Annotated in this window: 13 protein-coding genes, 1 pseudogene and 1 riboswitch; of the genes and pseudogenes, 7 read left to right on the forward strand and 7 right to left on the reverse strand. The window is 40.0% G+C overall.

Annotated features, from left to right (window positions below):
• Positions 1–76 precede the first annotated feature (76 nt).
• Positions 77–1,879, reverse strand: a complete 1,803-nt coding sequence (locus tag POD11_RS14415; protein ID WP_239967398.1) for an acyl-CoA dehydrogenase C-terminal domain-containing protein — start codon at positions 1,877–1,879, stop codon at positions 77–79.
• Positions 1,880–2,168: 289 nt separating this feature from the next.
• Positions 2,169–2,546, reverse strand: coding sequence for a hypothetical protein (locus POD11_RS14420; RefSeq protein ID WP_016143069.1), 378 nt, complete (start codon positions 2,544–2,546; stop codon positions 2,169–2,171).
• A gap of 132 nt (positions 2,547–2,678) precedes the next feature.
• Between POD11_RS14420 and baeS the strand changes: the two genes are divergently transcribed.
• Both baeS and POD11_RS14430 read left to right on the forward strand, forming a co-directional pair.
• The gene (gene baeS, locus POD11_RS14425; protein WP_262457638.1) at positions 2,679–4,337 is read left to right on the forward strand and encodes a sensor histidine kinase efflux regulator BaeS; all 1,659 of its coding nucleotides are present in this window, start codon (positions 2,679–2,681) and stop codon (positions 4,335–4,337) included.
• A gap of 21 nt (positions 4,338–4,358) precedes the next feature.
• Positions 4,359–5,045 carry a response regulator gene (locus tag POD11_RS14430; protein ID WP_002116101.1) on the forward strand — a complete coding sequence of 229 codons (687 nt, stop codon included), beginning with the start codon at positions 4,359–4,361 and terminating at the stop codon, positions 5,043–5,045.
• A gap of 63 nt (positions 5,046–5,108) precedes the next feature.
• Here POD11_RS14430 and POD11_RS14435 read toward each other — a convergent pair whose 3' ends face one another.
• Entirely contained in the window at positions 5,109–6,551 is a 1,443-nt protein-coding gene (locus POD11_RS14435; protein ID WP_262457639.1) for a protein adenylyltransferase SelO, read from the reverse strand.
• 99 nt (positions 6,552–6,650) lie between these two features.
• On the reverse strand, positions 6,651–7,823 hold the full coding sequence (locus POD11_RS14440) for an acyl-CoA desaturase (RefSeq protein WP_262457640.1): 1,173 nt from the start codon (positions 7,821–7,823) through the stop codon (positions 6,651–6,653).
• A 208-nt stretch (positions 7,824–8,031) separates the two neighbouring features.
• Between POD11_RS14440 and POD11_RS14445 the strand changes: the two genes are divergently transcribed.
• The gene (locus POD11_RS14445; protein WP_239967394.1) at positions 8,032–8,565 is read left to right on the forward strand and encodes an META domain-containing protein; all 534 of its coding nucleotides are present in this window, start codon (positions 8,032–8,034) and stop codon (positions 8,563–8,565) included.
• A gap of 28 nt (positions 8,566–8,593) precedes the next feature.
• Here the strand turns inward: POD11_RS14445 and POD11_RS14450 are convergent, their stop codons facing one another.
• The 3 genes from POD11_RS14450 to POD11_RS14460 all read right to left on the reverse strand — a co-directional run bounded on the left by POD11_RS14450 (position 8,594) and on the right by POD11_RS14460 (position 11,886).
• Positions 8,594–9,307 carry a glycerophosphodiester phosphodiesterase gene (locus POD11_RS14450; protein WP_262457641.1) on the reverse strand — a complete coding sequence of 238 codons (714 nt, stop codon included), beginning with the start codon at positions 9,305–9,307 and terminating at the stop codon, positions 8,594–8,596.
• Positions 9,308–9,381: 74 nt separating this feature from the next.
• The gene (locus POD11_RS14455) at positions 9,382–9,960 is read right to left on the reverse strand and encodes a cob(I)yrinic acid a,c-diamide adenosyltransferase (protein ID WP_262457642.1); all 579 of its coding nucleotides are present in this window, start codon (positions 9,958–9,960) and stop codon (positions 9,382–9,384) included.
• 93 nt (positions 9,961–10,053) lie between these two features.
• Positions 10,054–11,886 (reverse strand): TonB-dependent receptor plug domain-containing protein, encoded by a 1,833-nt coding sequence (locus POD11_RS14460; RefSeq protein ID WP_262457643.1) that lies wholly within the window; start codon positions 11,884–11,886, stop codon positions 10,054–10,056.
• Positions 11,887–11,922: 36 nt separating this feature from the next.
• Positions 11,923–12,129, reverse strand: a riboswitch (cobalamin riboswitch).
• Between the two features lie 126 nt (positions 12,130–12,255).
• Between POD11_RS14460 and POD11_RS14465 the strand changes: the two genes are divergently transcribed.
• The 4 genes and pseudogenes from POD11_RS14465 to POD11_RS14480 all read left to right on the forward strand — a co-directional run bounded on the left by POD11_RS14465 (position 12,256) and on the right by POD11_RS14480 (position 15,683).
• Positions 12,256–12,915 carry a phosphoribosylanthranilate isomerase gene (locus tag POD11_RS14465; RefSeq protein WP_262457644.1) on the forward strand — a complete coding sequence of 220 codons (660 nt, stop codon included), beginning with the start codon at positions 12,256–12,258 and terminating at the stop codon, positions 12,913–12,915.
• On the forward strand, positions 12,899–14,128 hold the full coding sequence (gene trpB / locus POD11_RS14470) for a tryptophan synthase subunit beta (RefSeq protein WP_002116129.1): 1,230 nt from the start codon (positions 12,899–12,901) through the stop codon (positions 14,126–14,128). Before POD11_RS14465 ends, trpB begins: the two co-directional genes overlap by 17 nt.
• Before the next feature lie 10 nt (positions 14,129–14,138).
• Positions 14,139–14,650 (forward strand): annotated as a pseudogene (locus tag POD11_RS14475) (DUF1543 domain-containing protein).
• A gap of 37 nt (positions 14,651–14,687) precedes the next feature.
• A complete protein-coding gene (locus POD11_RS14480) occupies positions 14,688–15,683 on the forward strand; it encodes a DUF2804 domain-containing protein (RefSeq protein WP_262457646.1) in 996 nt (331 codons plus the stop codon).
• Positions 15,684–15,690: the final 7 nt, after the last annotated feature.

Here is a 15,690-nt window from a genome sequence, read left to right on the forward strand (position 1 = left end):
TTTTATAAAAAAAGGACCGTCAAAACTGAGCAGTCCTTTTTTGTTTTTTAACATTGCATATCGCAACTAACTATGATTAGAAAGCGAAATGTTCAGCGTCTAATGACATTAATGGATCTAGACCACCCGCAATCACATCTACATGAGAACGTACACGTGGTAATACTTTCTTAAAGTAGAAGCGAGCAGTAGTTACTTTCGCATTGTAGAAGTCAACATCGGTAGTACCGGCTGCTAATTTCTCTTGTGCTACAAGCGCCATACGAGCCCATAGGTAAGCTAAAGTGATATAACCTGAGAAGTAGAGGTAATCTACAGCAGCAGCGCCTACTTCATCTGGGTTTTGCATCGCACGCATACCGATTTGCATAGTCAGATCGCCCCATTCTTTGTTAAGAGCCGCAAGCGGTTCAACAAATTCTTTCATAGCAGCGTTGTCTTTGTTTGCTTCTACGAATTTATGGATGATCTTAGTGAAGTCACGTAGCATTGCACCTTGAGTTTGCAATACTTTACGACCTAACAAATCAAGTGCTTGAATTTCAGTTGTACCTTCATACAAGCAAGCAATACGTGTATCACGTACGATTTGCTCCATGCCATGCTCAGAAATAAAGCCATGACCACCGAAGACTTGTACACCGTGCTTAGCAGATTCAGAACCTGTTTCAGTCAAGAATGCTTTCGCAATTGGAGTCAATAAAGACAAGATGTTGTCAGCAAACTTGCGCTCTTCTTCTGTTTCGCCTTTTTCAACGATGTCAGCGTATTGAGCAAGTAAGTAAACAAGTGCACGACCGCCTTCAGCAAACGCTTTTTGAGTTAAAAGCATGTTGCGCACAGCAGGGTGAACGATAATTGGGTCTGCTTCTTTTTCTGGAGCTTTAGGACCAGAAAGTGAACGCATTGCTAAACGTTCTTTCGCATAAGTCAACGCACCTTGGAAAGATGATTCAGATGCTGCTAAACCTTGAACAGCAGTACCAATACGTGCTGTGTTCATGAAGGTGAACATACAGTTCAAACCACGGTTTTCAGGTCCAATCAAGTAACCTTTCGCTTGGTCAAAGTTAATGACACAAGTCGCATTACCATGAATACCCATTTTGTGTTCGATAGAACCACAACGTACCGCATTACGTTCGCCAATAGTTCCATCTGCATTTACATGGAATTTAGGAACGATGAATAATGAGATACCTTTAGTGCCTTTTGGCGCACCTGGTAGGCGAGCAAGAACGATATGGATGATATTCTCAGCCATGTCATGTTCACCAGCAGAGATAAAGATTTTCTCGCCAGAGATTGCATAGCTACCATCAGCATTTGGTTCTGCCTTAGAACGGATAATACCTAAGTCTGAACCAGCATGAGATTCAGTTAAGCACATCGTACCCGTCCAAACACCTGAAACAAGGTTTGGTAAGTAAGTATTTTTTTGTTCATCAGAACCGTGATGTTCTAATGTACGGACAGCTCCGTGAGACAAGCCTGGGTACATACCCCACGCCCAGTTAGAGCTACCTACCATTTCAGAAATTGCAATACCTAAAGAGTTAGGTAAAGCCTGGCCACCGTATTGTTCTTCTGCTGATAAAGACGGAAAGCCAAGTTCAATATATTTTTGATAAGCTTCTTTAAAACCTGTTGGAGTAGTAACTACGCCATCATTCCAAGTACAACCTTCGCGGTCACCAACTTGGTTTAAAGGAGAAAGTTCATTTTCACAGAAATCCGCCGCAGCTTCTAAATATTGATCAACCAATTCACGGCTTACGTTACCTTGGAAATCAGGTAATTTTGCATAGTGTTCTTCAGCATTTAATAATTCATGCAAAACGAATTGCATATCACGTAAGGGCGCTTTGTATTGTGGCATATCGGGTTCCTCAATACTGGTGAAACCAGAGTTATAATCTTAATCTATGATAATGTGCCATGAGGCACCTTGGACTACTACATCGTGCAACAACTTGCATAACTGCACAAGCACCTCAGTACCTTTACTTTGTGACTGCAAAGTCAAGAAAAAAATACTTAAATGATGTAAGTGCTTTGAGTGTAAATACTTTTGGTTATGTTTATATGATACAAATAGTCAAAATCGTAAATAGTTATGTATAAGCAAAAGGCGCCTATGGGCGCCTTTTGCTTGATGATTTTTAGAATTATTTTGCTTGAACAGCTGCAGGAGCAGGGGCATTAACGGGTGGTTGAGGACGTTTTGGTTCAAAACGAAGGTTACATGTTCCTTCAAGTGTTTTATCGCCAACTTGAACATTTACTGTTTGTCCATTGGCCTTGCCATCACAAGCTTTTTGGATTTGTTCAAAACGCGCTTTGCGTTCTGCACGATGTTGTTCCCATGCTGCTTTTTGTTCTGGAGTAAATTCACGGTGCTTCATACGGTGGTGCCCCTCACGCGGGCCATCTTGCATCATTCCGCGCTCTGGCTTAGGTGGTTGAGTTGTCGATTGACACGCCGCCAAACTGCCCATTGTTACAATTGCCGCACTGAATAATGCAATTTTTGCCGTCATTTTCATATTTAAAGCCCTCTAATGTTGTGTTTACCGATGCCTTAAAGATTAGATAATAAAGATGTAGAAACAATGGAGAGTTTTTCTTTTCGTTGTTGGTTACAATGCCAAATATAGGGTAAAAATGAGAGAGTGCTTTTGAACGTTCTACGTGTTCCCATTGCATTACGGTTATTTTTGACAGTCTTGCTCACCACATTACTTATTGCGACTGCAAGCTTGAGCGTTTTGCACTGGACAATGCAAAAGAACTTTGCCAAATATGTGGCTGACGTTGAAATGCAGAAGCTCGACCGCCTCATTACCAATTTGGGTGATGTCTATACGGTCTACCATGATTGGGGGAATGCGATTCAGGCACAGATTTTACAAATCGAAGGAACCGCGGCTCCCGATGACTACGATCGTCTTTCGCAGTGGTGGCTTCGTCGTCAATATGATATTGCCATACAACAGCATTCTTTTGATGAGCATGCGCTTATTAATATTTCGCCTGAAGTTGCACCAACTAATAAAAATAGTATTTTTAGTGATGAAGAGTTAAGAACGCTTGAGCAAAATTTACCTTCTCAATATCAACCCTTTGAAGGATTGCGTTTCCCTTTAAGTGCAAACCAGTTTCGTCCAAGTGATGATAAAAATAAATCAAAGAAGGGAAGCTTAAAAGATATTGAAACTCAAAATGGTAAGAAGCGTTTTATCGCTTTACCAGACCGCTTAGGATTGAGTTCACGTTTATCTCTATATGACGCGCAGCACCAGTTTGTAGTGGGTGAACCGCCTTCTTCAGATCAGATGTCATTTCGTCCCATTATCTTAAACAATCAAGTGGTTGGATATTTGGGTTTGAAACCCGTTTTGGATAAAGAAGATGCTTTGAGTATTAACTTCTTTAGTAATCAAAAGCGCTATTTGCTCTTAATTTATGCCTTAACCTTACTTTCAAGTTTAGTTGCAGCGCTATTGATGGCGACTTATTTTAAAAAACCGATTCAGCGTTTATTAAATGCAACCAATGAATTAACGAAAGGAAATTATCAACATCAAGTTGTTATTAAACGAAATGATGAGCTGGGCGACCTATCCACTCAATTGAACCATTTAGCAGAAATTTTACATCAGCATGAAGAGTCGCGACGTCAATGGGTAGCAGATACTTCTCATGAATTAAAAACGCCGCTGGCTGTATTGCAAGCTCAAATTGAAGCCATGCAAGATGGGATTCGAAAAGCAACCCCTGAACATCTAGATGCGATGATGCGTCAGGTATCAAGCCTGAAAAAATTAACCCAAGACCTTGCCGACTTGGCACAGGCAGATGCTCAGCAGCTTAAGTGTTATTTGAGTTCTGTAAATCCATGGGAAGTGGTATTACAGGAAGTTGAAAACTTTAAACCAAAACTTGAGCAAGCTGGGCTTGAAATTCAAGTTGAAGGAACAAGTTCTCCGCTATTATTAGATCGTGATCGGTTTAAACAGATTGTTGTTAATTTAATTAGTAATAGTATTCGTTACACAGAAACAGGTGGCAAAATTCATATTCATACGAGCCAGACTCCTCAAGAGTGGACTTTATATGTTGATGATAGCCCGTTTGGTTTAAGTGATGAGCAATTATCCCGTTTAGGTGAGCGCTTCTATCGTGTAGATGATTCGCGTACGCGTAGTACAGGTGGAACAGGGCTGGGCTTAGCTTTGTCTTGTAAAATTGCGCAAGCGCTTGGTGGTACACTTAGTTTTGAACATTCACCGTTAGGTGGTTTACGTTGTGTACTTACTTTCAAAAAGCAGAGTTAAATATAAAAGGAAAAAAATCTCATGAAACATGTGATGTTGGTTGAAGATGAAGTCGAATTAGCGCATTTGGTACGTGATTATCTTGAAGCTGCCGGTTTTGAAGTAAGTATGTTTCATGATGGTCAGGATGCCTATGCGAGTTTCCAGCAACGTAAACCAAATTTGATGATTTTGGACTTAATGGTTCCAAGAATGGATGGTTTGACTATTTGCCGTAAAGTTCGTGAGCAGTCAGATTTACCGATTATTATGGTCACTGCCCGTACCGAAGAAATTGACCGTGTACTAGGTCTCAACATGGGCGCTGATGATTATGTATGTAAGCCATTTAGTCCAAAAGAACTTGTTGCTCGCGTACAAGCTGTGCTACGCCGTTTAGAGCGTAAGGCAGAGCCTGAACAAAATGATTCGTTCCGAATCGATAAAGCTCAGCAAAGAATTTGGTATCAACAAAAATCATTGAGCTTAACGCCAACCGAATTTCGCTTACTTGAGCTATTTTTAGAGCATGTGGGGCAAGTTTATTCGCGTGCACAATTATTGGATCATATTAATCCGGATAGCTTTGATGTTGCCGATCGCGTGATTGACAGCCATATCAAAAACTTGCGCCGAAAAATTAGTGAAGCGGCTGAAACTGGTAACCGCCATGAATGGATTCAAGCTGTTTATGGTGTAGGTTACCGCTTCGAATATCCTGAAGAGTAAGTCTTCATAAAAGTTATTCTGTGGATAACCACAATGTTATCCACAGAAAATGTGGATAAAAAATTAAGACGAACAACTCACTGCCACATCAGGCATATCGCTTGGTAACGGGCCTAAATCTTCCGGGTTTTCCAAATTTGGCTGTCTTGTGTAAGGATGGTTGAGTAGTTTAAATAAACGGTCAACTTCACTAAAATCATCTTTCTCAGCTGCTTCAATAGCACGCTGCGCCATGTGGTTCCGTAAAACATAAACTGGATTTGCTTTTTGCATATTGGCATCAAGTTCATCAATATCTTGATGCTCACGGATGCTGTCATATTGGCTAATAAACGCATCAAATTGACGAATATCAAGACAATCATCTCGTAAAGCTTTGTATTCTTTGTTTTGAAGACGAATAAAACTTTGCGTGTAATCGAGTTGTTCAGTTTGTAAGATTCTTAAAAAAGCAAAACTACAATCAAGACTGTCTTTATGGAAATGAGGAAGTCCCATCTTTTGACATAAACCTTGCCCATAGTGCTCTAAAAAGATCGGTTCAAATTGTTCTAAGCAACGTGCTAACTCTTCTTTGAACTGATCTTTTTGTTCAGGTTCAGCAAGAGGAATTAAGTTATTTAACCACGTCCATAAGTTCCAATGGCCTATACTTGGTTGATTTTGGTAAGTATAACGACCTTGGTAATCCGAGTGATTGTTGATCCAGTTTGGGCGAAAACGCTCCATAAAGCCATATGGACCAAAATCGAGTGTTGAACCTGTAATATTTAAGTTGTCGGTATTCATTACACCATGAGCAAATCCAACCAATTGCCATTTCGCAATCATAATTGCAGTACGTTCAACTACCTTTTTTGCAAAAGATAAAATTGGATTTTCAGTTTCTAGGCATTCTGGATAGTGCCATTCAATACATTTTTGAGTAAATTCTGACAGCAACTCAGGTGCATATTGATTAATCCATTCGAAGTGTCCTAAACGAATATGACATTCAGATGTTCTAAGTAGCATTGCACCTAACTCTAGTTTTTCACGCTGTACACCTTGAGTCGAGGTTGTAAAACCGACTGCGTGACTAGAAGCGACGCCTAAAGCATTTAGCGCATGTCCTGCTAAATATTCACGGACCACAGAACGTAATACTGCTCGCCCATCTCCCATTCTTGAATAAGGCGTAGGGCCTGCACCTTTGAGATGAAGGTCGATGGTTTGGCCCTTTGTATTCAATATTTGCGCAATCAGTAAACCACGACCATCACCAAGTTGACCTGCCCATTGTCCGAATTGATGGCCAGCATAAACCATCGCAAGTGGAGGAAATTCAGTGAAAGTACGTTGTCCACTACAGATCTCAACCCATGCATTTTTATCGTCTTCTGACCATTGCAGTTCATCAGCCAATGCGCTGTTAAAATGTCCTGCCTTTGCACCACGTAACGGTGAGGGCTGCTGAACATGGAATAATTTAGACGGAAGTGAAGGGTAGAGCGGATTAAACTGCATAGGCTTAGCAAAATAAAGAGAGCGGATTTCACTATAACACAGTTAAAAAGCAGGCATAAAAATAGCTCCCGAAAGAGCTATTTTAGATCAGAATTTAATTTAGTCTGACACTACATTGGTATTCTTTTTAACACTACGCATAAGTGTTTCTAAGCATTCACGATGATGACTTAGACGATGTTCAAGCAATTGGAAATCAACTTTAAGCTTATGATCCATTCTATGAATCTTTTCAGCCATTGCTGCTTTTTTAGCTTGTAACTCTTGTTCTTTAAGTTTTGCCCAATCATTTAAGGTATGTGTAAATGCTTCGTACTCTTGTGCGATACGTTGCTTCATTTGAGTAATGTCTGCATTTACATCATGCCCATAAATAGCAAGGTCTTGTTCAGCATATTTAAATTTCATCGCCAATTCTGCTTTTTTAATATTAAAGCTTGGAATACGACGTAAATTTTTAGCTAAACCAATTTTAGAACATGACCAGATCAACCATTTAGTTGGATCATATTGCCACCATTTCACACCATTACGATAGTCGTATTGGAAGATATGGTGATAGTTATGGTAACCCTCGCCCCAAGTGGCAATAGCTAACCAGAAATTATCACGTGCCGAGTTTTCGTCTGTATAAGGACGTTTACCGAACATATGACAAAGTGAGTTAATAAAGAAAGTCACTTGATGACTAATGATTAAACGTACTAAACCACCCAAGAGTACTACACCCCATAGGTCGCCAGTCGCCCAACCGATTAAGCCTAAAATACCAACATGAACTGCAACTACCAGTAAACCATAGTATTTATGTTGGAACATGACCAATTTATCGTTGAGTAGGTCTGGTGCATTTTTAAAATCCGGCTCAGATGGTGAATGATCACGGATCATCCAACCCATATGGGCATACCAAAAACCACGCTCAATTGAATATGGATCTTCATCAACATCATCAACATGTCGATGGTGAGTACGGTGACCAGATGCCCAGAACAAAATACTATTTTGTACAGCAAAAGTTCCACCGATCATTAAAAGAATTTTAAGCGGTAACGACGCTTCATAAGCTCGGTGAGCCCAAAGGCGATGGTAACCAGCAGTAATCCCCATACTACTTAGAGCTAAAAGAAAAAATAAGCTTACCCATGCGCTTACACTAAAATCATAATAATACGTATAAATCGGGATTATGATTGCGGCAAGAATTGGTAAACCAATTAAGGTAATGCTAGCGGTCCAGTTAATTGGGGCTTTGAGTGGGGCGGAAGTCATATCCGGCAGCGCTCCTAGAATCCTTGTGAAACAAGGTACAAAGACAAAACGACATAGCAAAACCAATCATCAAGATATATTGCTATTCTATCCTTCATATTAGCACGTGCTTAGTGAGAATCACTAGCATTATTGTACAGATGTATTGAAAGAACCGTAACAGAATTAAACTATGTCAGAGAGTTTTTCAAGCAGGAGAAGTTGTTTAATGAACGTACAACGATTGAAAAAAAAGAACCGCATTGATATTTCAAGAAAATTATCTTTGAAGTGTGTCTTGGTCACAATCAGTCTTGTATTAGCCGCATGTCAAAGTGCACCCGAACAGAATACAAAAAACGTTCAAGCAAAAAGAACAGTTCATCAGATTCAAGCTCCTATTGTAAAAAAGAGAGTGAGTCCGGATGGCATTCAAGATATTGATTGGCAGATCACTCAGATCAGCGGTCATAAGGCAAAATTTTTTACACAGTGGCCGACTCTATCTTTAAATTCTTCGGTCAAAACAGTGTCTGGACATACTGGCTGTAATGGAGTTTTTGGTCGTTATACATTTAATTTCAGCCAGCAAAAACTTGATATGCAAGTAAATGCAGGCCATTCAAGTTGTGATGGTGCTTTGGCGCAAGAGGCAGAATTGGTAGATGCTTTGCAACGTATTCAACGCTTCCAGCTCGTAGGTAATACGCTATATCTACTTGATCAGAATGGGCAACGCCTCATTCAGGCACAAAAGAAATAAAAGGTGGTTTTTACCACCTTTTTTATATTTATAGGACCTGTAACATCGTGGTCGGAATATCTGTAATTAAGCCCTGAACATCTAAATCACGTAGCCTTTTTGCTCTTTCTACATCATTGACTGTCCACACACTAATGTTCAAACCAGCTTGATGAGACAGTTTAATCATTTCATCTGTTGCCAGCTGATCATGCCAACCAATATGACAGCAACCATATTGATGGGCGAGTTCTATCGCAGTTACCCCAACAGGAAGCTCGACTAACAATCCGCGTTTAAATTGAGAGTTTATATCGCGTAAAGCAGTTAAAATTTGAAGATCAAAACTTGTGATGGTGACGACTTTCCCAAAACCCTGTAATTCAGTCTCAAGCTTTTGAACGAGTTTTTCGGCCAATGCCATATCTCTTACAGCTTTCACTTCAACTTCAATATGATCGAAGTTATTAAGTAAACTTAAAACGCCTGTGAGTCTAGGTGTTGGCTCTAAATTTGGCCAGTCAGGCCAATTTTGGCGATGATCAAATGATAACGCTTGAGCCAAAGTCGAATGCTCTACAATTTGATCGACTCCAGCTGTACGTAAAAAATTGTCATCATGAATGACAACCAACTCTTCGTCTTGAAGTTGACGAATATCAAATTCGACACCGCGAATACCTAAATTCTTTATGTGCTGAAACCCACCTAATGTATTTTCAGGAGCTTCTCGGCGTGCACCACGATGACCAATAATGCGCATAATTTTCTTCTATAAAATCTTTTGCCTATGGTCTCTTCAAAAAGAGCAGAGACCATGTTTAATCTAATCTATTTTTAAATAATCTCATTAATATTTTTTTGCCAAAGCACTTCTTGACCACCTTCGGCACGCTGTAAAGCTCGTGATGCAACAAATAACCAGTCAGATAGGCGATTTAAAAGTTGGAGCGCTGTAGCCTGAATATTTTGATCACGAGTTTGTACTGACATCAGAGATCGTTCTGCACGACGACAAACAGCACGGGCTTGATGGGCATAACTGCAAGATAAAGAACCAGACGGTAGAATAAATTCTTTCAACATAGGCAAATCTTCATTCATACGGTCAATTTCTTTTTCAAGAAATTCAATACAAACGGGCTGGAGTAGGTTGTAGTTTGGAATACAAACTTCTCCACCTAAGTCGAATAGCCAATGTTGAATCAGACTTAAGCTTTTATCCCAAGCGGCCTTATCCGTTACTTGGCTATCGGTGATTTGAGCACGAAGTACCCCAATAATGGCATTGAGTTCATCAACATCACCAAGCGCGGCTACTCGTAAGTCATCCTTGGCAACACGAGAACCATCGCCTAAACCTGTGGTGCCTGAGTCGCCTGTACGTGTATAGATCTTGCTTAAACGGTGTCCCATGATGGATATCCTGAACATAAAAAAGGGATAATGTCGGTCAGAACATTACCCCGAAACTGGAGTTAAGAAAATATTTTTATAATAAAGTTTTGCTTAGTAGCTTAAGGTCACACCAGCTGATGCGAGACGGCCGCCGTTGACATAATAGTATCCTTGGTCTTGATAAGCTGTTTTGTATTCAACATCTCCAATATTTTGAATATTAGTAAACAATTTAATGTGCGGATTCATATTCCAGTAAGCATTAATATCTACAGTTGCGTAACCTGGATTCTTGTAATTGCTATCCCAGTCTTTCGACTTAGATTTTGCAACGAGCGAAGCACTAATACCATAAACTTCATTTTGTAGACCTGTTGTTAAGGTTAATCCTTGACGAGGGCGACGATTTAAATCCTGATGAGTCTCTTCGTTTTCGGGTTTGACATAGCTATAAGTTGCTTTTGCAAAAAGATCATCTTTCTGCCAACCAATATAAAATTCACCACCTTGGTAAGTTGCTTTATTAATATTAGTTAATTTACCAAAGTTCACTGAGCCGATAAGATCTTCAACTTCAGTATAGTAAGCAGATAAACCTGTTTTAAAACCTGCTGGTAGAGCTTGATCTATACCAATTTCATAAGATGTACTTTCTTCTGGTTTTAAATCTGGGTTGCCGTTCCATGAGTTGAAAAGTTCATTAAGCGTTGGCGATTTAAATGCACTACCAATATTGGTATAGATACTTGTTTTATCTAAGAGTTGGTAACGTGCAGCAATTTGACCAACAGTATGTGAGCCATATTTTTCATTATCTTCTACGCGAACACCGACTTGAGTGTTTAATCTATCACCATTGAATTGATGTTGAAGATAATACCCTGTCGAGTCTACGTTCTCATTGTATGGTGCTCCATAAGATAGAATATCTCCATCCAACGTACGGTGGGTGGCACCAACTAAGAGTGTTTGCTGTGGTAAAAACTTCCATTTGCTATATAGCTCTACTTCCTGCGTTTTGCTGTGAACAAAATCAGTAGAGTCTTTTTGATTAACTTCATCTTTGAATTGTGATAAGCGAGTATTTAATTCTAGGTTATTTGTTACATTTAAACGGCTACGTAAATTGATAATCTCATTTTCGAAGTCTTGTTTAAGCAATGCACCATTAAATGTATAAGCATCATAAAGGCTTGAACCTTCATTATGGCTATAGTCAACAGAAATACCGTAATCTTTCTGCTCAACACCAAACTTTGTACTAAAACCTTTCTGATCAAATGATGCTGTATCTGATGAGTTGGTTTTTTGATTAGTTACTTTAGTTGCATCAGACTCTAAGCGTTGTCCACGAATTTGGGCATAAAAACCATCTTCATATAAATCAGCGCCAATAACTGATTTATAAGTTTTATTCTCGCCAATTTCACCCGTGATAAAAGCTCTATTCTTTTCAGGTGTTTTTGAAACGAGCTGAATTACTCCGCCAATTGCATCCGTACCATAGAGAACAGAGGCAGGCCCTTTCAATACTTCAATTTGTTTAATATCTGTTGTGTCAATAAATGCAAGACTTGCTGTTCCTGAGGATGCATTATTTAGTCGAATTCCATCTCGTAGCACGAGAGTATGATCAGATTCTGTACCTCGTAAATAAATCTCTGCAAGTTGTCCCATACCACCACTTTGCACCATATTGATGGAAGCATCGGTTTGTAATAATTGTGGTAAAGAAGCGATAGGGGATTGTTCGAGAACCTTTGGTTCAATAATGTTAATACGCGCCGGAACTTCACTCGCTTTTTCAGCACTTTTTGAAGCAGTGACTACAATTGGATCAAGTTGAGTTGCGTTCGTTGCATCTTCAGCAAAAATAACAGGTGAAAACCCCATCGCAATAGCGATAGCCCCTACCAGACGAGTAGGTTGAAAAGACTTAGACATAACATGCTCCATACATTCACCCCACGTGAATGATCGGGTAGATAGATGAAACAAGTAGGTCTCCGGACTTCAGCGCCATATTTATGTTATGGACATATTCACCTTCCCACATGACTGCAGTGGTGTAAGTCGCTCTCGACTTAAAAAATATGCTTTACATTGTTACCGTTGCGGGGGCAGTGCCGGACTTTCACCAGCTTCCCTAAAGCATTAATTGCTTACACTTGCTTCCAATTTTACGCAGTATAAAGTGACGATTTATTTCATACAATGTCATTTAGCCCAATTCCCAGAGAACTTTTACGCAAGGGGCAAAAATTGCATTACAATGGCGCTTATTTTAAGAAATGGTTGTAGTTTAAACAGCTCATGAGCCAATCAAACCAAAAACGTACACGAGCAAAAATCTGTGGAATTACTCGCATTGAAGATGTTCAGGCAGTTGTTGCTGCTGGAGCAGATGCGATAGGTTTTGTTTTTTTCCCGCCGAGTCCAAGACATGTGACAGTTGAACAGGCAGAAAAATTAGCAAAAGTAATTCCACCTTATGTACAAATGGTTGGTTTGTTTGTTAATGCAAGTGCTACTGAAATTCAGGATGTACTTGATTGTATTCCCCTAGATGTATTACAACTACATGGCGATGAAACTCCTGAACAATGTCAGGAAATAGCTCGCCATTGTAAACGTCGCTGGTATAAAGCGATTCAGGTTAAACCTGATTTAGATGTAATTGCTGAAATTCAAAAATATCAGATGGCTGGTGCCAGTGCTGTATTGCTCGATGCGTGGCATCCTGAGCTTAAAGGGGGCACAGGACATCAGTTTGACTGGTCTAAATTTCCAAAACTTGATATTCCTTTAATCTTGGCAGGGGGTTTAACCCCTGACAATGTCATTGACGCTATTCATACTACCGGTGCTTTTGCAGTAGATGTGAGCGGAGGCGTAGAGTCCGCAAAAGGTATAAAAGACCAACAACTCATTGAACGATTTATGCAAGGAGTCCAACGTGGATCAGCAAAATAATGTGATTGACTATACACAGTACCCAGATGCTGCAGGGCATTTCGGTATCCATGGCGGACGTTTTGTGTCAGAAACACTCATGGCGGCATTAGAAGATTTAGAAAATCTCTATTCTCGCATGAAAAATGATGAACAGTTTCTGGCAGAATTCGACCGCGATCTAGCCTACTATGTAGGTCGTCCTAGTCCACTTTATTATGCTGAGCGATGGTCAAAAGAGTTAGGTGGTGCGCAAATTTATCTTAAACGTGAAGACTTAAACCATACAGGCTCACACAAGGTAAATAACACGATTGGTCAGGCGTTATTGGCAAAGCTTTCCGGTAAAAAACGTATTATTGCTGAGACTGGTGCAGGGCAGCATGGTGTAGCAACTGCAACAATTGCAGCACGTTTGGGCCTTGAATGTGTTGTTTATATGGGTGCCGAAGATGTTAAACGTCAAGCGATGAACGTTTATCGTATGCGTTTGTTGGGTGCAACAGTTGTACCTGTGCAAAGTGGTTCTAAAACTTTGAAAGATGCCATGAACGAAGCGATGCGTGACTGGGTAACCAATGTTGATACGACTTACTATGTCATTGGTACGGTTGCAGGCCCGCACCCTTACCCTCAACTCGTCCGTGACTTCCAGTCGATTATTGGCCGTGAAGCACGTAAACAGATTTTGGAACAAGCAGGTCGCTTACCAGATGCATTGGTTGCATGCGTGGGTGGTGGTTCAAATGCAATGGGCTTGTTCTATCCATTCTTAAACGATGCCAACGTGAAAATGTATGGTGTTGAAGCAGCTGGTTTTGGTATTGAAACTGGTAAACACTCTGCACCATTAAATGCAGGTCATGTGGGGGTATTACACGGTAACCGTACTTACTTAATGAGTGATGAACAAGGCCAGATCATTGAGACACATAGTATCTCGGCGGGCCTTGATTATCCGGGTGTTGGCCCTGAACATAGCTTCTTGAAAGATATGAAGCGCGTAGAATATGTGCCAATTAATGATACAGAAGCTCTGCAAGGTTTCCGTGATTTAACCAAAATCGAAGGGATTATTCCTGCACTTGAAAGCTCACATGCGATGGCGTACGTCTCTAAGCTTGCACCAACGATGTCTAAAGATCAGATTATTATTGCGACTGTTTCAGGCCGTGGTGATAAAGATTTAATGACAGTTGCACGCATTGATGGCGTAGAAATGGTCGAGATGTAAGAGAACTATAATGCCAAGCTTGTTTATGGTGATGTTGGGCGGGCGCCATGCCCGCGCTAATACAGAAGTTCATGATGTAGTCATGGCGGTAGGGGATACTTTGGAAGAAGTTTATCCTCAACTTAAACAGGCTTGGTTTGGTGAGGCTCAAGGGTTGCATATCGATGCTTGGGCCAAGCTCTCAGGAGTTAGCTCTCAAGGGCAAAATTATCAAATTCATTTTACAGATGCTGCTCCACAACCAGATGATTTAAAATTATATTTAATTAATTTGGGTGGATATGATGCGCGTGAATTCGGTGAGCTTCATCGTTATGAGTTTGTGGTTGCACCCAATGCGGTCATTGCCAAACAATTAGGTAAAAACTTTATAGATCGGCAGTGGCAAAAAACACATACAGATCGAGTGATTGATATTGATGACTGCTTAGCGATAGATTGTGTAGCAGGGCGCTATATTCATTTAATAAAAGGCGATTTTGCTGCAACAATTGGGAAAATACGTATTTGACCGTGGTATAGGTCATTTGAAATCTAATATTCATATGGAAGTGGGTAAATGGATTTAATTCAAGAAAATGGGCAGCCTCGTTATGGGCGTTTTGAATCTGTACCGTCAACCATTCATGTACAACATTATATTTATAAAACGCCGTATGGTAAGGTCTTAAAAGGCTGGCGTAAGCAATTAAAATATAAAAAATTCAAATTCTGCGGTATTCAACATAAACACTATAGTATTGGTCTGGCCATTGCAGATATTGGCTGGGTTGGGCACGGTTTTTTCTATATTTATGATCATGAAACTCAGCAGGTCATTGAGTGGAATGCAATTCAGCCTTTGGGGCATAAAACCTATCTTGATGAACAGCCGTTGTTTAATCAAAGTTATTTTTCTAAATCGCCTTATCAGTTTGATATTCAGCATGCTAATGGCGTGCGGTACATTCGAGTGACTAAATATGGTGAGATTCAACTTAGCGCTCGAATTTTTTGTGCTGGAACAGATATATTAAGTTTATGTACACCAACTGGTATTAACGGTTGGACTTATACCCAAAAGCAGACCACGCTTGCTGTAGAAGGCATGTTTATTAATAAACAAAACCAAGTTGTACAATTTGATGAAAAGACATTTGCATCGCTAGACGATACTTGTGGTTTTCTGCGACCTGAAACGGCTTGGTTCTGGCTCTCATGTAACTTTTGGGATGAGCAAGGGCGGCGTATTGGTTTAAATTTAGCTTCAGGGGTTAATGAAAGCTTTGGTAATGAAAACTGCTTATGGATTAACGGAGTTTTATTTTCACTAACAGATGTTTTATTTGAAAAAGTAAATGATGAACTTTGGCAAATTAGCTCTCTAGATCAAAAGCTTAATCTACAAGTGCATATTGGTTGGTGTAGATACGAAAATATTAATTTAAGAATGATCGGCAGCCAGTTCAATCAGTGGCAAGCTAAAATTAGTGGCACGATTGAGCATGAGGCAACCGATATAATCAATTGCAATGAACAATACGGTTTATTAGAACAACATTATGCAAAATGGTAATAAGCAG

The organism is Acinetobacter sp. P1(2023), assembly GCF_028367635.1.
In the GTDB taxonomy this organism is placed as follows: Bacteria; Pseudomonadota; Gammaproteobacteria; order Pseudomonadales; family Moraxellaceae; genus Acinetobacter; species Acinetobacter pittii_E.

Bases quoted from the DNA above. Each gene is read 5' to 3' on its own strand.
- POD11_RS14415 (WP_239967398.1), bottom strand. From the start codon at position 1,879: ATGCCACAATACAAAGCGCCCTTACGTGATATGCAATTCGTTTTGCAT.
- POD11_RS14420 (WP_016143069.1), bottom strand. From the start codon at position 2,546: ATGAAAATGACGGCAAAAATTGCATTATTCAGTGCGGCAATTGTAACA.
- POD11_RS14430 (WP_002116101.1), top strand. From the start codon at position 4,359: ATGAAACATGTGATGTTGGTTGAAGATGAAGTCGAATTAGCGCATTTG.
- POD11_RS14435 (WP_262457639.1), bottom strand. From the start codon at position 6,551: ATGCAGTTTAATCCGCTCTACCCTTCACTTCCGTCTAAATTATTCCAT.
- POD11_RS14440 (WP_262457640.1), bottom strand. From the start codon at position 7,823: ATGACTTCCGCCCCACTCAAAGCCCCAATTAACTGGACCGCTAGCATT.
- POD11_RS14445 (WP_239967394.1), top strand. From the start codon at position 8,032: ATGAACGTACAACGATTGAAAAAAAAGAACCGCATTGATATTTCAAGA.
- POD11_RS14450 (WP_262457641.1), bottom strand. From the start codon at position 9,307: ATGCGCATTATTGGTCATCGTGGTGCACGCCGAGAAGCTCCTGAAAAT.
- POD11_RS14455 (WP_262457642.1), bottom strand. From the start codon at position 9,960: ATGGGACACCGTTTAAGCAAGATCTATACACGTACAGGCGACTCAGGC.
- POD11_RS14460 (WP_262457643.1), bottom strand. From the start codon at position 11,886: ATGTCTAAGTCTTTTCAACCTACTCGTCTGGTAGGGGCTATCGCTATT.
- POD11_RS14465 (WP_262457644.1), top strand. From the start codon at position 12,256: ATGAGCCAATCAAACCAAAAACGTACACGAGCAAAAATCTGTGGAATT.
- POD11_RS14480 (WP_262457646.1), top strand. From the start codon at position 14,688: ATGGATTTAATTCAAGAAAATGGGCAGCCTCGTTATGGGCGTTTTGAA.